Genomic DNA, 14,088 nt, shown 5'->3' on the forward strand with positions numbered 1-14,088 from the left:
ATCTTCTACACTTATATTTGCTAGATGACGAAAGCGAAGAAGCTTGTTCTGCTCGAAGAAAGTTTTTAGAAGTCGTGCTCATCTTTCATTCAGAGAAGGAGAAAGAAGACTTCCGTTACTATGTTGACAATAATAAGCCATCATTTTTGTCCCGTGTCGCAGATAATCAAAAAGAATGTGCATGGCATGTGAGAGGCGAAAAAGAGCCTGCTCAAAGTGCATTAGTAAAGGAAATTGCGACAGGGGTTACCTTAAATCAAATGCTACAAGAGTTTCGTGAAAGTGTATTTTAAGTTATACAGATAAAGGATCAAAGATGTCGTTTCTCGCCTCGATTACTAAATAGTGGCCATAAAATCAGAATGATATGTCTATTACGTAAAGGGAGGATATCAATGGATGGAAAATATTTGCCTAAATCCGAATTTGATTCTGCAAATCATGCACTTGAGAGTATATTAAATGAACCTGTAGAAGATATAGATTTAACAGATATGATCCCCCTGCCTCTGATGTATCCGACTCAAATAAAGTGTTTAAAGGGAAGTTATCTATCCTTTTTGTTGATATGAGAAAATCCACGGATTTAACCGATGAATTGAAAGCAAAACGGATGGTCAAGGTTTATCGTGCTTTTATTCGCATGGCTATTCAAGCAATCCGTTATTCCGGTGGGTTTACGCGACAGTTTGCGGGCGATGGGATCATGGGCGTTTTTCAAGATAGTATAGATGAAAAATCACTTTTGAATTCGTCTCAAAAAGCTGTTAATGCAGCGAGATACATACAAACATTAATTGATTATTGCTTGAATCCTGCACTAAAACGGAAATTTGGTGATATTTGTATTGGTTGCGGAATAGGCATATGCACCGGGAATATCATGATTACCAAAGTTGGTATGCGTGGAAAAGAATCAAATGATACAGAAGAGAATGAGACAGGGATTGTCTGGGTTGGGTCAACTACCAATTACGCAAGTCGTTACTGTAGCCTAGCTAAACCTCGTGAAATTTTTATAGATGAAAAAACATACAACGGTATCGAAAAAAAAGAGATTTGGAACAAGATTTGCCGTGCAAAGGGGAATAAAGCTTTTACTGGATACGCCGTAACCGAATATTATTTGGAATTATCAGAAGATATTGCGCAAGAAGCTGTAAAGTCAGAAGAACAGCTGGATCCTGAAAGTACGTTTATACAGAATATTTTTGATGAGACGCAAGAAAAGGCTTTATTACTAGTAGACGAAATCAGTAAAAAGTCCGCAGAACTGTCAGTAGCATTGGAGAATCTGAAAAAGCGTGAGAGTCAAGTTTCAAGTAGTGAAAAAATTCTATCTCAAGAGCGTGATCGTCTACAACAGTGGCAGCAACGTTTGGATGCTAAGCAAGTCGCCGTGGACGAAAAGGAAACTGACAACAAGCAAAATGAATACAAAATATTTTACAATTTATTTGCGAAAACTTATTGTAAGGATGGAATAATCAAAGCGGTCGGAAAAGACTATTGGACTGAACTTATTGAAAAAATGTATGCATTGGGAAGTAATATAGGTAAATCGCAGCTTCAAGTAAAAATTGATTTGTACTGTTATTTAGTTGACATATATATGTGCTTTGACATGTACGAAGAAGCGTATGAAGCCCTTTGCATTCAAGCAGAATATTCAAGTTGGTTAAACTCATCTGTTGTTGAAAATGTTGTACGCAAATCAGAACACTGGGCGAAATTGAAGGAAATCTTTGAAAAACGTGTTTATGAAAGAAAAGATTATCAAGAAGCTTTACAGAAACTTAAATCAATGGGGTATTAAGGATGGAAAACAAACGAAGTCGAGAAGAACTGAATGAGGTACTTGATCGCAACACTGCATGGATTGAAAATTGCGATTCAAAAACTTCCATCATTTTAGGTGGGATAGGTGTCATTGTCGGAATCTTGCTGGCATCCGATTATATAGGCAAATTTAAAGAGATAAATAAATATATGGTTGACAATACAGGATTTTGGACCGTGCTTTACCTTATAGTTTGGCTTTTCTCTATATTCGGTATTTTGGTAGGATGTGTGTTTCTGATTTATGTTTTGATTTCCAAAATTAACCCGAATGAGTTTTCGAATAAGGGAATAAAAGCGGATTCTCTTATTTATTTTTCAACAATCGCCCAGTTTAAATCCTATAACGACTATAGGCAGAAGCTCAACAAATATGATACTACGGAATTGAATGATGATATAACCTCTCAAATATATATCTGTTCCTTGATTTGCAAAAGAAAATTCATGTTTTATAAGGCGGGTTTAACTACATCATTATCGAGTTTCACTTTGTTCGTATTGATGACTATTATTGGACTTTTTATAGTTTAGAACATTTACACTAAGACAGTCTATATCTGTCAACGCCGGGATTTTTTTGACCCAAAACGCCGGCCGGAAATGACCCGCATCGCCGGTTATACGAGCGCCGGTCACCCTACCGCCGGAATATCCGCCGGCGGAACTGTCTGAACGCCGGTCTTGAGCCGATCTTTCAGCCGGTAGGTCTGCCCGCGAATATTAATCACATGAGCGTGATGCAGCAGCCTGTCGAGCAGGGCCGTGGCAATCACGGTATCGCTGAGCAGCTCGCCCCAGTCGCTGAAATACTTGTTGCTGGTCAGGATAATGCTGCCGTGCTCGTAACGTTCGGACACCAACCGGAAGAAAAGCTCCGCCTCCTGCCGGTTCAGCTGCATGTATCCGACCTCGTCGATCACGAGGATGGCCGGGCGCAGATAGACACGCCAGCGCCTCTCCAGCCGGTTCTGCTCCAATGCCCGTTTGAGATCTTCTATCAGGCGTGCCAGACTGGTGTAGTAAACTGTCAGACCGGCTTTCAGGGCTTTCATGGAGATACCGACCGCCAAATGGGTTTTGCCGACGCCGGGCGGTCCCAACAGGATGATGTTTTCTGCGCGGGCGGCAAAGGCCAGAGTGGCCAGTTCGTCGATCTGCCGTTTGTCGATGGAAGGCTGAAAGTTGAAGTCGAACTCCTCCAGACTTTTTCGGTGTGGGAGACGAGCCAGCTTCGTGCGCATTTCCTCGCCCTTCCGACCACGTTCCTGCTGCTCCGAGGTCAAAAGCTCGTCCAGAAACTGCGCATAGGTGTGTTCCGCGTGCAGCGACCGTTCCATCTGCGCGTCCAGCAGCGTGGCGGCGGTTTCAAGGCCCATATTGCCGAGCAGCTCCCGGGCGTGTTCCAGTTCAACCATGGGAGACACCTCCCAGCAACTGATCATAAACGCTCAGTTCGCGGACCTCCACGGCGCCATCTTTTTTACTGGCGCATGGAAATGGCACGGGGACGCCGTTTCTCTCTGTGAGACCGCTGTACTGCCCCTGCAGGAAAACAACATTGCCGGAACGGTACTGCGCCTTGTGTTTTGCCAGCAGAACCTCGCCATAGTAGATTTCCAAATAGCCGGCGCACAGCCGGACGCGCACTTCCTTGCCGCTGTACTGCCATGGTACGCCGTAACGGACGCCATCGAAACTGACCATCCCGTCGCGCGTCACGATCCGCGTCTCCCAGCGGTATTTGTCCAGCGTTTCCTGCGGTGGAAGTTTCCGCAAGCCTTCCTTTTCCAGTTCCTGCAGCGGGATTTTACCGGTGGTGTGATGGACTTTTTCATCGGCCTGCCGGCACCAACTCAGTACCTGTCGGTTCAGATCCTCCAGATTTTCGAACTGCCTGCCGGGTAGAAAGTTGTCTTTCACATACCGCACCAGCCGTTCTACCTTACCCTTGGTCTGCGGAGAGCGAATGCGGCATACTTTCGGCACGAATCCCAGCTCGGCGGCGAAATCCGCAAAACGCGTATTCCAAATGGGTTTCCCAGCTTCACGACCTGTCACAACCGTTTTCATGTTGTCGGTGAGCACATTCTCCGGCATGCCGCCGAAATAGGAGAATGCGTTGACGATGCACCGTTCCAGACTGCTCAGATCGCACCGGCTGGTAAATTCCGTGTACTTTACGCGGGATTTTCCGAGAATCATCACAAACGCCGGCACCTTGTGAAGCATTCCGCTGCTATCCGTGTAATGGCAGATTCCCCAATCCATCTGCGCCTGTTTGCCGGCTTGCGTTTCATAGCGCCGCACGGCGGGCAGCGCTTTCGCCGGACGGTATGGATGCACATACTCCTTGAGTATCGAAATTCCACCGCTGTAACCGGTGGCCTGTAACCGTTCCAGCAGAACCACGCAGTTGAAGATCCCCTGGTTCATGAGCTCGTGAAGCTGCGGTTTGTACGTGTCCAGCTTGGAGAAACGATCTGCTTCCGGCGGCAAATCCTTGCCATGCTCTATGTATTTGCGGGCGGTGTTCTTAGATATTCCGAGTTCCTTGCCGATGGCGTAGGCGCTTTTCCCGTCCTGTGCTTTTTCCCGTATCATGAGTATTGTTCCACTCCTTAGCATCCGGCCTACCTCCATGGCGTTTCTTTACGCCATGGTAGCCGTTATTCTTGAGTGGGTCAATTCCTCCGGCGTTTTGGGTCAATTATACTCCGGCGATAACAATATCAGGCCATTTAATTAAAAGTGTGCACCCCTTTGGCAATTGCACCCATTGAAATCAAAGAGGCACCCATTCGCTGTTGATTAGAAACGAATGTGAAATTGCCTCGATATTACCGTTATTAGACATCGAAAGACCGACGATTTTGAATCGTCGGTCTTTCGTTTTGTCTGTATTCATGCGGGATTGAGGGCTTTGCGCACGTCTAAAGTCCTATAATTACACTCGAAAGCAAAATTGAGTGACAGGACTATGCTAGATGATATAATTAACGATGCGTGAAATGTAAAATTCTAATACATAGTTATTAGTTCTAGCCCCATATTGGTTGGGGAGTACTTTAATGCAACTAATACTTTACGCATTTTGCCTTCCAATGTTTTTAATTCCAGAGAGATATTGAATTTGGGAACATTATATTCCTCTAAATACTCTAGGTTGTAAAAATAGCTCTTTCGGATGCAATTCTTTATCAAATGTGCCAATTCTTCTGTGGAATAATCTTGAAGGCCCAATTTCTCCATAATAGCTGCTTTCTTTTCTTTTAAATATAGCAACTTCTTCTCAAGGACTGATACAGGCAGCTCAAAGGCCGAAGTTATATTAGAATATATAGCATTCATTGAATATTTCAAATCCTCCGGGTCTGCGAAGAGCGCTTCAATTTTATACGATAGAAAGAGCCCGAAATACATATCATTTATACTTTTTACGGAGAATCCAAAGTCTTCAAAATCGTAACCGCAATTATTTACGTTTTCTGCATCGTCTCTATCAGCTTCATGTTGAAGTATCATTGTATCTTTATACTTAATTCCTAGATTAACCAAAGAGTATGCCAAAATTGTTTTCAATCTGCTAGAAAAGGTCATATTAACATATCCCACAAAAAAAGCTAAATTACTCAACGCATCAATAATGGCTTCGAATTGTGCATTTGACAAGTTATTGATGTAAATTACATAGTATTGAGTAGGATGCTTAAAAATAGTGGAATGGAATTGTACTAAGTTTTCAAAGACAATTTCTTCACTGATTCCTAATGGAATTGTGTCTGCTATAATATCTCCACAAAGAACACTATATGTACTTTCCTTGTTTAATGCTGGCAATATACTTTGAAAGGCCACATTCCCATACCAATTGCTTTGAATTAAAGTACTGTCGAAAATGAAAGCCACTTCTTTTTTATCCTTATGCACGGGAGTTAACGCTAATTTTAATTTCGAATATTCTATTCCTTTGGCCTGCAACTTCTTCTTCAGTTCTACAAATTCGCTAAGAATGACCTTGGCACATTGATCATTAGTTAGATTAAAAGTATTAACTATGACAGGAAGTAGAACATTTCCTCTTGCATCAAGTGTAAAAATCATATGTCTTCTCCTTACATCTAGGGGTCCTAGATTCAGTTTATTCTATTATATCACAACCTGAATAAAGAAAATAAGTTAATAAATTCTATATTTTTGTAAGTACCGCTTGTCGACTGCCTGCAAACCATTGGTATTGCTGGACTTATCCAAGTCCTATAATTACACTCGGAAGTAAAATTGAGTGACAGGATTTATTAACAATGGTATAATTATTATAAAAAGAATTAATTACAGGTTGTATGATTAATGAAATGCTTGTTCTGTAAGTGATGTTTATTGCTTACTAAAAATTTTAAGATATTAGGAAGTGGCAGTGCGATGGAAAAACGTATTTTCCTTTCTTACAACTGGAATGACACTAAGGACGTAAATCGTCTTGATAATTTATTTTCCCGATTCCAGATCCATCTGACGCGAGACATCCGTGATTTAAAATACAATGCTAATATCCATAATTTTATGGATGGCATAAGAAAGCACGATAAACTAATATTATACGTAAGTGATTCCTATTTGCGATCAGTTAACTGTATGTATGAAGCCTCACAAGGGACATGCAAGGAAAAGTTCTAATTATTCTCAAAAATGGCACACGATTATTCAGCATCAATGATAAAAAGGAGCTGATCGATTATTGGCAAAAAAAGTACCAAGAAATTCTACAAATGGATTCATGCCTCTTTCAACAGGAGATTATTGACACTGGAATAGCCTGTAATTTCATTGGTGCGTTTATTGATTTCATAAAACGAGATAACCGTATGAATGAAGAAGGGCTAGACTTTGACACCCTATTAGATAGCTTGGGTGTGGAAAAATCTTTTCCGACTATTGTAACTAAAACAGTATTTGACTGGATAGCACAATATCCTGAAGCAAAACTGTTTGATGTTTTGGAGTTAATCAACGACCTGTACAACTCGGCAGACATCTGTTTTTCCGAATTTCCTAACATACCAGATGATGAAACCCATTATATATTCCGAGAAGTCCAGTTTGAACGCGACATTAATGGCATAAACCTGCTTTTATTTATTACTGACAAAAAATCTGGCGAGGACAAATCTATTATCTATCCACATTTGGTTGCTATTGAAGAAAATAGTATTCGGAGTGATCGACATGCCAAATATTATCTTGAATGCGAGAACCCATCCCAAAAACAACGATATCGTGAAATATCTAGTTCATGTGGGGTTGTAGATAGCAAGTCCTATAAGGACACTCCTGCTATTGTCTTCACATCTTTTTATAGACTTTCTTTTGTTGTCCTGTTACAATAAAAGTATATTTTCTAATCTGTATGAAAGGTGGATGTCATGTTTCAAACTGCTCCTGGAGTGACAATTCCATTCTCCAATAAGATTTTGGAAGAATATCAGATATTTGAAGGAGAATCCATTTGCGCTAATGTTAGCTATGAAAAACTATCAGCTTTAGTCACCAATTTTTATCAAGCACTTCCTGAGCCATTGTTTTTGGTGATGCAATTGCCGCTGTCAATTGATGAAGAAAACAAAATGGGATTTGAGGAAATCCTTCACCAAGAAGTACTGTATCTTGACGGGCAAACACAAAGTCAAATCGATACAATAATGACTTCATACGGTCAGCTATTATTAAGTGACGGATTATCTCAATTTGCTATTGCATCTCATCAAAGCCACGAAGAGATTTTTATTCAGAAATACAAAGTGGTCTCTATTTATTCGGAGACGCCAGAAAGGTATGCCGTCCTGCTAACAAAATATGGTTTACACAAAACTGACCATTTGATAACTGCCTGGGATACTTTTTCAAAAGATTATCCTGGTGAATGTCGCAGAATCTGTATTGAGGGCCTTGACGCCTATAATGTGGCAGATATATTAAAAAAGCAAGGTATGTATCGTGCAAAAATAATTGAAGACTAATATCTATAAAATATATTTATATGAAAAAATATAAATACTGTTTGCCAACCGTCTGCAAAGTCCTATAATTTCACTCCGACCAGAAATTTATCAAGAGCTGTCATATCTTTTGATGCGGCAGTTTTTGATTTTTTTATAATATTTTGAATTTTGCAAAAGTTGCCCTCTGGAAGGCAATTCCTGTAACAAAAGCCTCGTTCAGTGAAAGGATGACAATCCTTATCATAGAAAGGGACATGTAAAATGACGGAAGAAAATTACCAATATCGCACCAGTCTGTTCCTGCTGCGGAATCAATTTATGGGGAAAAACAAGCTCCAAATTCCCGTTATTCCAAAATTTCAGGCTCAGAAAGACGACTTTGATAATTTGAGGCTGATCGGCTTCGATAAAACAAAACTGGAGAACACCAGTCACCTTGACCGCATGGTTCATTTTTTTCTATATGACTATAAATTTGAGCGTGTCTGGAAGAATCCCGATACCGATTTGGAAAAGCTGAAACGCTATCGCGCAGTGCTTTCCCCCGATTTCAGCATGTACGTCGAAATGGCGCCTGTTTTGCAGCTTTATAATACCTTTCGGAACCGCTGGTGCGGCGCCTATTTTGCGTCAAAGGGAATTCGCGTCGTGCCGACCGTCAACTGGGGAAGTGAGAACACGTTTGAGTTCTGCTTTGACGGGATCGAAAAAGGTTCCGTAGTTGCGGTGTCAACCTATATGGTGTCGGCGCATGACAACCGGCAAGATCAGAAAGAGTTCTTCCTCAAGGGTTATAACGAGATGCTCCGCCGGATCGAACCGGAGAAAATCATCTGTTATAACGAACCGTTCCCTGAAATGCAGGGCAATATTGTGTTTGTCGACTATGAGCTGAGCTCGTGGAAATACATGAACGACGATCCGTATGTACCGTCCAAATACGCGGAATACATCTGCGGGGAGGAACTGCTTCTGGCAGGGAGCAATCTCATTATCAAAAGCGGATATGTTGTAAGTAAGAATGATGAGCACTATAATAGTATTATTCAGACTGGAATGGGCAGCGCCTACGGGGGAAAATGGAGACCGGACCCAAACAAGCCGGGCAATCAACGCCTTGTCGGCAATCCGGGTGACAAAAATAAAGATGGATACAGGGAGACACATATAGGTGATAATGGGTTAGGCGACAGAGAACGCCATAATACAGATCACGGCAACCCCAAAGCCCATACGAATCCTCACGATCATATCATAACGTGGGAAAACAATCATCCGAATTTCAGTGCCCAGATCAATTACCCGGACGGCGCTCCGGAATTCAAAAAATACGGAGGTTATTTTTATATGGGCGGAAAGATCATTCAGGGGAGCACACCGGAACAGAATCGCTTTGTCAGTATCAGTGATTTCAAGTGGTGTATGAGTTGCGGCGGCGAAGTGGAATTTGATTGGGCTGGTCAAAAATACGGTGTTTCTCATATGAAAGGAAAGATCATCATCTATCTTTACAACCAGCCTGATACGACGAGATATTTTAGCACCGCAGATGATGCCCTGGAATACATGGTCGGTAAAAACAGGCTGCGGGATGTGATTACGCAAGTGATGGTAATTGACAGAACAATATAGCCGAGGTGTAAGTGTAAATGCTACTTGCAGAATGCCTGTAAACCATTGGTGTTACTGAACTTTTCCAAGTCCTATAATTTCACTCCGACCATATAGCGAGAAGCCGATTTCTGTAAAAAGAAGTCGGCTTCTCGCTATTATATGGTTTAATCATTCATCAGCAGATCTTTTACATCCCGCCGCATGCTCAGCGGCGTGCTTTTTGGGGGCTTGCCCACGCGGAAAAGCATCTGGACGGTACCATTGTCCGGCGCATAAGCTTGTTTGAGGCCGTTGTAGGGGCCTTCCATCTCCGGATATTCCTCCAGAGCCTGGCTGAGCGGCTGCATGGCGAGCCCGAGCGTGTGTCCCTTCAGCACAAGCCCGCTGTACAGCATCCCGCTCTTTACCTGTGTGATCCGGCTATTGTCGGCCGTTATGATCATTGCATAAGCGGGAGTGTGATCGACCGAAGTGCGGGTATAGTTAATGAAATTCTGTGATGCGTCCTTTCCGGTATTCAGCAAAGGAAAGAAAGTGACCAGTCCCTGCGTGATATTTTTCATAAAGCCCGTTACGCCCTGTCCTTCCACCGAGTAACCGTAACGGTATTTATTCTTTTCGTACTCGTTGGGCCTGAAGATAGCGTTTGATTCATCCATCACACGGGTGACGCCCGCTTCAATCGTCGCGCTCCGGACGGCGAATCCTCCGATTTTGGAAAGATCGGACTCGTCCTGATAGATCTTTATCGACAATCCGCTTTGCGTCGGAAGAGACGTAAGGGCGTTCACCTGTGCGGCAGTGAGTTTTTCCGGCCCATAGGCTTCCCGGCTGGTATCGGGCAGATACATCTCCTCGTAGAGCGGATCATTTTGAGGCTGCGCTTTTGTGAGAGTGATCCTGGCAACCGGCTTTGTGTCCATGCTGTGGACAAGATTTTCCTCATCATAGTTACCGTCCGGGAAAAGTTCCATGTCGGTGTGCCAACCGCCCTTGTCGCCGGCTACCCGGACGTATTCCAAAAAGGTGCCTTGTGAGATCATAAGCTGCCGGGAATATGGGTCAACCTGATCGGTCCTTCGCGCGCTGTCGGCGTAGAGATAGAACACCATTGGATTTGTTTTGTCGAGCCTGATCGTCCAGGGCTGCATGTTATGGTTGCTCGCCGCAAGCAGCCCATCGGCCGTGAGACGCACCCGCGGGTCGGAAAACTGCGAGGCGTAGTTCCTGGCCCACGGTTCCATATACTTTTTCGGCATGAAAAAACCGCTGGCGATAAAAAGCATCGCAATGACGACAAGACATAAGCCGGCGATACCCGCGATGACAAAGCCCATTCTTTTCAACACCACTTTTCCGTTCATCCCAATGTCGCACCTGCCCCACGTATCGAGCCTATGATCAACTCGAAGGCATCAGAAAGAAAATCGTCCGATTTCGTCTTATGATAATCCATCAGATATCGGCTTTTCTTTTCCCCTGTTATAAAGGTGCCGACCGTGCAGGCCCACAGGATTAAAGCGGTTTTTTCAATCCCGAGTCCGACGCGCAGGCTGCCCTCCGTTACACCACGTTGCAGAGCATGGACGAGGATGCCGAAAATCTGCTCGCCGAGTCGATAGCACTCGTCCTTCGCTTCATTTTCTATACCTGCCTCTTCATCAGGTTCCTTGGTCTCGTACTCCATAATGGCTTTAAAATAATCTTTGTGCTCGACGCTAAACTGAAAAAAAGTGAGAAAGATTAAACGCAATTCTTCAACGGCATCTTGCGGCGCTTTCTCTTGCAGAGTCTTCTTCATCATTTCAATCAGCAGACGATAACCTCTGATCATAATTTCAAAATAAATTTGCTCCTTGCTGTTGAAATAAATGTAAACGGTCCGTTTGCTGTATTCCGCTTCTTTGGCCACTTCGTCCATCGAAGCGTTCTCATAACCTTTTGAAAAGAAAACCTTTTCGGCTGCGTCGATAATATCCTTTTTTTTAATTTTCTTCTCCAGGCGCTTGCGTTCCTCAGAACCCATGCAGGTACCCCCTCCTTCAAATATTCACTGGAGTAAAATGAAGTAAACTAATGGTTTACTTCATTTTATCAGTATTTTGCGGTACTGTCAAGATCCAGCTTTCTGCATCTTTTATGAACTGATTTTTCTAAAAGCAACAGCCCGGTCAGAAGACCGGGCTGTTGCTTTTAACATGTGGCAGCGTAAACCTGCCGGCGTAACCCGGAGAATCTTGATCTATTCGGCCCGCCGGTCCCGCTGATGGCGACCGCTCTTCGTAGTTGAAGCCGGGAGGAGAGAATCTTTTTCATTTTACTTTATTTTTGCAAATGCTTCTTCATATTTTTTTGCGTTTTCAAGTGTGACTGCATTGTCTATGCGAAGCAAATAATTGCCGTTTACATAATAATATTGCGCAAATATAGGAATTGATTTTGAAATTGCTTCACAGTACTCTTTGCGGACCTCGAGGTCGGAGGAGTTATTGAATGTTTCAATGCTGCCGCCGACAGGATCATTGCTGTCGCTTTGATCCACCGTATTATCCGCAAATCTGACTCTGCTGATATACTGATTTGGTCTTCCAAGCAGCTGATTGTCGTCTGTTTCCGCAGTGTAAACGATAATATTGCCGATGGGAAGTCCGCCTTCTTTTAAATTATCAGCAATCTCTTGCGCAGTCAAAGGCTTACTCACGGTAATGACGAAATGCCTCACGGCGGACTGGCCGGGTAAAGTCGTGTAAATCGCCGAAGATGTTCCGGGCGCTCCGGTTGCTTTTACTTTAAAATAGTACACATCGTTTCCACTGGAATCTTTGGTCTTGGCAACGTTCAGCGTTTGCAATACGCTCCCGTCTCCCGCTGCTATTTTGGGATCGGCATGTGTGCCCCGGACCGTAAATTTTACCTGATAGGTTTCGCCCTGCATGCGCGTGAATGGCACTGTGGTGTCACTTTGCACGTAAGGCGAGGATGTGGCGGAAACGGGCGCTCCCAAACACGCGATCGAAAGGGAAAGAGCGAATGCCAGAGAAAGAATTTTTGCTTTTTTCATTTTTTGCCCTCCAATAATTGACATATTTCTCCAGGATGCTAAAATTGGTATTAGAAGATTCCTCCCGGGAATTTTCTGAGCAATACCGCCCTTTTCTGTGCAGGTAGGAGAGGGCGGCTGTTTATATCTAAATGATAGAATTGAATTCGCTGAATGATCCGGATAAATCCATTTTATTATATTTGCTGCCCGGAATAAATTCAAGGGCCGTTTTTTTTTACGTTTGTGGAACGGAGCGAGCCGGTGTTGTACGAATTATTTGTGTCCGGAGAAATCTTATCTCATATTATGATAATAAATCAATGCGAAAAAAGAAATGGGGATTATTATGCCATATAATGATAAAGAATTGCTTGCAAGACTGATCCAATGCGAAGCCGGCGGTGAGGGAGACAATGGAATGTACGGCATGGCTTCCATCCTTGTGAACCGCAGAAACGTCCCGTACGGAGAGTTTTTCCGTATCAGCAATGGGGGAGACATCCGGGCGATTATGGAACAGCCCGGTCAGTTTACCTGCATGAAGACGAGCGTTGGCGGAGCCTATAACACTCAAAACGTTTATAATATGGATCCGGAAGAAATTCATTATGAAATAGCGGACTGGGCGCTTGCCAACAATACGTTCAACGGCGTCGGAAATTCTCTTTTTTATTATAATCCGTACAATCCTACGTGTGCCAGCTATTTTCCGCCTGGCGGAGTCGGCATTATTTACACGAGGATCAACCATCATTGCTTTTACGCACCGACTCAAAAGTACGCAAAAACATAAAAGAGGTGAAAACAAATGAATCAACAGATTCCTGGTTTTAGCGCAAACTATTCGATGCCCGGCCCCTGCGTACCCTGTCAGCAGGCGGGCATGTACAATAATGCAATGACCTTACAGATGCCCGGATATACAAAGTCGGATTCCTCGTCCATGGGGAGCGCCCAGCAAAGTGGGAGCCTTTCGGGAGGCATGCCGATGAACGTCATCCCGTCGGCGGTGCAGCAGCCCGGAATTCAGAGCATGGCGCTCGGCACCGACATGTCGGGTCAGACGTCAGCTCCTGCGGCTCAGGGAACTCCGGCTACCGCTCAGCTGATGCCCATCACGGACACGTCGCAGCCCGCGCCGATGACGGCGGACAGCCTTGAATTCCTGAACGGCTTTTTGAGAACGCAAATCGGAAGAAGAGTGCGGGTCGAGTTTCTGATCGGCACAAATACGTTTACCGATAAGTCGGGCTTGCTGATCGGGGTGGGAGCAAACTATATTCTGCTCCGCGAAGCATCGACGGACGATATCCTGACCTGCGATTTCTTTAATATCAAATTTGTGACGATCTTTTATTGACCATTATGAAATCGGGCCTTCCATTCAGAAAGCCCGATTTTTGCTATAGACAAAGAAACGCATTGTATGACTTTGAGAAAATTTGCATAATCAAAAATAAAAAATTCACTTTAATTATTTAACGCAATCAATATAAATACTTAATTATATTAAATTTTTTATCATATGGAATTGACAACTAGAAAAAATCGTGTATGATAAAGAAAAGAGAAGAAGCAAAATTTTCGATGGCT

Annotated in this window: 16 protein-coding genes; 10 read left to right on the forward strand and 6 right to left on the reverse strand. The window is 43.4% G+C overall.

Features of this window, described 5'->3' with window-relative positions; genetic code table 11:
• Nucleotides 1-17: 17 nt before the first annotated feature.
• The 4 genes from VA597_RS06855 to VA597_RS06870 all read left to right on the forward strand — a co-directional run bounded on the left by VA597_RS06855 (nt 18) and on the right by VA597_RS06870 (nt 2,373).
• A complete protein-coding gene (locus VA597_RS06855) occupies nt 18-293 on the forward strand; it encodes a hypothetical protein (RefSeq protein ID WP_128742042.1) in 276 nt (91 codons plus the stop codon).
• Nucleotides 294-395: 102 nt separating this feature from the next.
• The gene (locus VA597_RS06860) at nt 396-572 is read left to right on the forward strand and encodes a hypothetical protein (protein ID WP_164918979.1); all 177 of its coding nucleotides are present in this window, start codon (nt 396-398) and stop codon (nt 570-572) included.
• Entirely contained in the window at nt 569-1,816 is a 1,248-nt protein-coding gene (locus VA597_RS06865; RefSeq protein ID WP_243112765.1) for an adenylate/guanylate cyclase domain-containing protein, read from the forward strand. Before VA597_RS06860 ends, VA597_RS06865 begins: the two co-directional genes overlap by 4 nt.
• Nucleotides 1,817-1,818: 2 nt before the next feature.
• Entirely contained in the window at nt 1,819-2,373 is a 555-nt protein-coding gene (locus VA597_RS06870) for a Pycsar system effector family protein (protein WP_128742044.1), read from the forward strand.
• A gap of 101 nt (nt 2,374-2,474) precedes the next feature.
• Here VA597_RS06870 and istB read toward each other — a convergent pair whose 3' ends face one another.
• The 3 genes from istB to VA597_RS06885 form a co-directional block, all read right to left on the reverse strand.
• Nucleotides 2,475-3,257, reverse strand: coding sequence for an IS21-like element helper ATPase IstB (istB, locus tag VA597_RS06875; RefSeq protein WP_326975299.1), 783 nt, complete (start codon nt 3,255-3,257; stop codon nt 2,475-2,477).
• Nucleotides 3,250-4,467 carry an IS21 family transposase gene (gene istA / locus VA597_RS06880; RefSeq protein WP_442872789.1) on the reverse strand — a complete coding sequence of 406 codons (1,218 nt, stop codon included), beginning with the start codon at nt 4,465-4,467 and terminating at the stop codon, nt 3,250-3,252. Before istA ends, istB begins: the two co-directional genes overlap by 8 nt.
• A 393-nt stretch (nt 4,468-4,860) precedes the next feature.
• A complete protein-coding gene (locus tag VA597_RS06885) occupies nt 4,861-5,943 on the reverse strand; it encodes a hypothetical protein (protein ID WP_326975583.1) in 1,083 nt (360 codons plus the stop codon).
• A gap of 318 nt (nt 5,944-6,261) precedes the next feature.
• Here VA597_RS06885 and VA597_RS17735 point away from each other — a divergent pair, with 318 nt between their 5' ends.
• From VA597_RS17735 to VA597_RS06900, 4 genes are all read left to right on the forward strand, one after another.
• The gene (locus VA597_RS17735) at nt 6,262-6,516 is read left to right on the forward strand and encodes a toll/interleukin-1 receptor domain-containing protein (RefSeq protein WP_164918980.1); all 255 of its coding nucleotides are present in this window, start codon (nt 6,262-6,264) and stop codon (nt 6,514-6,516) included.
• Complete coding sequence (locus VA597_RS06890; protein WP_128742046.1) at nt 6,498-7,226, forward strand: hypothetical protein; 729 nt, start codon at nt 6,498-6,500, stop codon at nt 7,224-7,226. Before VA597_RS17735 ends, VA597_RS06890 begins: the two co-directional genes overlap by 19 nt.
• Nucleotides 7,227-7,262: 36 nt before the next feature.
• Complete coding sequence (locus VA597_RS06895) at nt 7,263-7,856, forward strand: hypothetical protein (protein ID WP_128742047.1); 594 nt, start codon at nt 7,263-7,265, stop codon at nt 7,854-7,856.
• 243 nt (nt 7,857-8,099) lie between these two features.
• Nucleotides 8,100-9,470, forward strand: a complete 1,371-nt coding sequence (locus tag VA597_RS06900) for a DUF4417 domain-containing protein (protein WP_128742048.1) — start codon at nt 8,100-8,102, stop codon at nt 9,468-9,470.
• A 146-nt stretch (nt 9,471-9,616) separates the two neighbouring features.
• On the opposite strand, the gene VA597_RS06905 is transcribed toward VA597_RS06900, so the two are convergent.
• From VA597_RS06905 to VA597_RS06915, 3 genes are all read right to left on the reverse strand, one after another.
• Nucleotides 9,617-10,804 carry an Acg family FMN-binding oxidoreductase gene (locus VA597_RS06905; RefSeq protein WP_243112646.1) on the reverse strand — a complete coding sequence of 396 codons (1,188 nt, stop codon included), beginning with the start codon at nt 10,802-10,804 and terminating at the stop codon, nt 9,617-9,619.
• A gap of 8 nt (nt 10,805-10,812) precedes the next feature.
• Complete coding sequence (locus VA597_RS06910; protein ID WP_128742050.1) at nt 10,813-11,478, reverse strand: TetR/AcrR family transcriptional regulator; 666 nt, start codon at nt 11,476-11,478, stop codon at nt 10,813-10,815.
• Between the two features lie 291 nt (nt 11,479-11,769).
• Entirely contained in the window at nt 11,770-12,513 is a 744-nt protein-coding gene (locus VA597_RS06915; protein ID WP_128742051.1) for a hypothetical protein, read from the reverse strand.
• A 328-nt stretch (nt 12,514-12,841) separates the two neighbouring features.
• Here VA597_RS06915 and VA597_RS06920 point away from each other — a divergent pair, with 328 nt between their 5' ends.
• Complete coding sequence (locus tag VA597_RS06920) at nt 12,842-13,288, forward strand: cell wall hydrolase (protein WP_128742052.1); 447 nt, start codon at nt 12,842-12,844, stop codon at nt 13,286-13,288.
• A gap of 15 nt (nt 13,289-13,303) precedes the next feature.
• Nucleotides 13,304-13,855: a hypothetical protein gene (locus VA597_RS06925; protein ID WP_205703206.1), complete on the forward strand. Its 552-nt coding sequence runs from the start codon at nt 13,304-13,306 to the stop codon at nt 13,853-13,855.
• The last annotated feature ends 233 nt before the right edge of the window (nt 13,856-14,088 follow it).

The sequence above is a fragment of the Caproicibacter sp. BJN0012 genome (assembly GCF_035986805.1).
Classification (GTDB): Bacteria; Bacillota; Clostridia; order Oscillospirales; family Acutalibacteraceae; genus Caproicibacter.

What these genes read in the sequence shown, in the direction of transcription:
- VA597_RS06860 (WP_164918979.1), top strand. Translation starts at nt 396, where the DNA reads ATGGATGGAAAATATTTGCCTAAATCCGAATTTGATTCTGCAAATCAT.
- VA597_RS06865 (WP_243112765.1), top strand. Translation starts at nt 569, where the DNA reads ATGAGAAAATCCACGGATTTAACCGATGAATTGAAAGCAAAACGGATG.
- VA597_RS06870 (WP_128742044.1), top strand. Translation starts at nt 1,819, where the DNA reads ATGGAAAACAAACGAAGTCGAGAAGAACTGAATGAGGTACTTGATCGC.
- istB (WP_326975299.1), bottom strand. Translation starts at nt 3,257, where the DNA reads ATGGTTGAACTGGAACACGCCCGGGAGCTGCTCGGCAATATGGGCCTT.
- istA (WP_442872789.1), bottom strand. Translation starts at nt 4,467, where the DNA reads ATGCTAAGGAGTGGAACAATACTCATGATACGGGAAAAAGCACAGGAC.
- VA597_RS06885 (WP_326975583.1), bottom strand. Translation starts at nt 5,943, where the DNA reads ATGATTTTTACACTTGATGCAAGAGGAAATGTTCTACTTCCTGTCATA.
- VA597_RS17735 (WP_164918980.1), top strand. Translation starts at nt 6,262, where the DNA reads ATGGAAAAACGTATTTTCCTTTCTTACAACTGGAATGACACTAAGGAC.
- VA597_RS06890 (WP_128742046.1), top strand. Translation starts at nt 6,498, where the DNA reads ATGCAAGGAAAAGTTCTAATTATTCTCAAAAATGGCACACGATTATTC.
- VA597_RS06895 (WP_128742047.1), top strand. Translation starts at nt 7,263, where the DNA reads ATGTTTCAAACTGCTCCTGGAGTGACAATTCCATTCTCCAATAAGATT.
- VA597_RS06900 (WP_128742048.1), top strand. Translation starts at nt 8,100, where the DNA reads ATGACGGAAGAAAATTACCAATATCGCACCAGTCTGTTCCTGCTGCGG.
- VA597_RS06910 (WP_128742050.1), bottom strand. Translation starts at nt 11,478, where the DNA reads ATGGGTTCTGAGGAACGCAAGCGCCTGGAGAAGAAAATTAAAAAAAAG.
- VA597_RS06915 (WP_128742051.1), bottom strand. Translation starts at nt 12,513, where the DNA reads ATGAAAAAAGCAAAAATTCTTTCTCTGGCATTCGCTCTTTCCCTTTCG.
- VA597_RS06920 (WP_128742052.1), top strand. Translation starts at nt 12,842, where the DNA reads ATGCCATATAATGATAAAGAATTGCTTGCAAGACTGATCCAATGCGAA.
- VA597_RS06925 (WP_205703206.1), top strand. Translation starts at nt 13,304, where the DNA reads ATGAATCAACAGATTCCTGGTTTTAGCGCAAACTATTCGATGCCCGGC.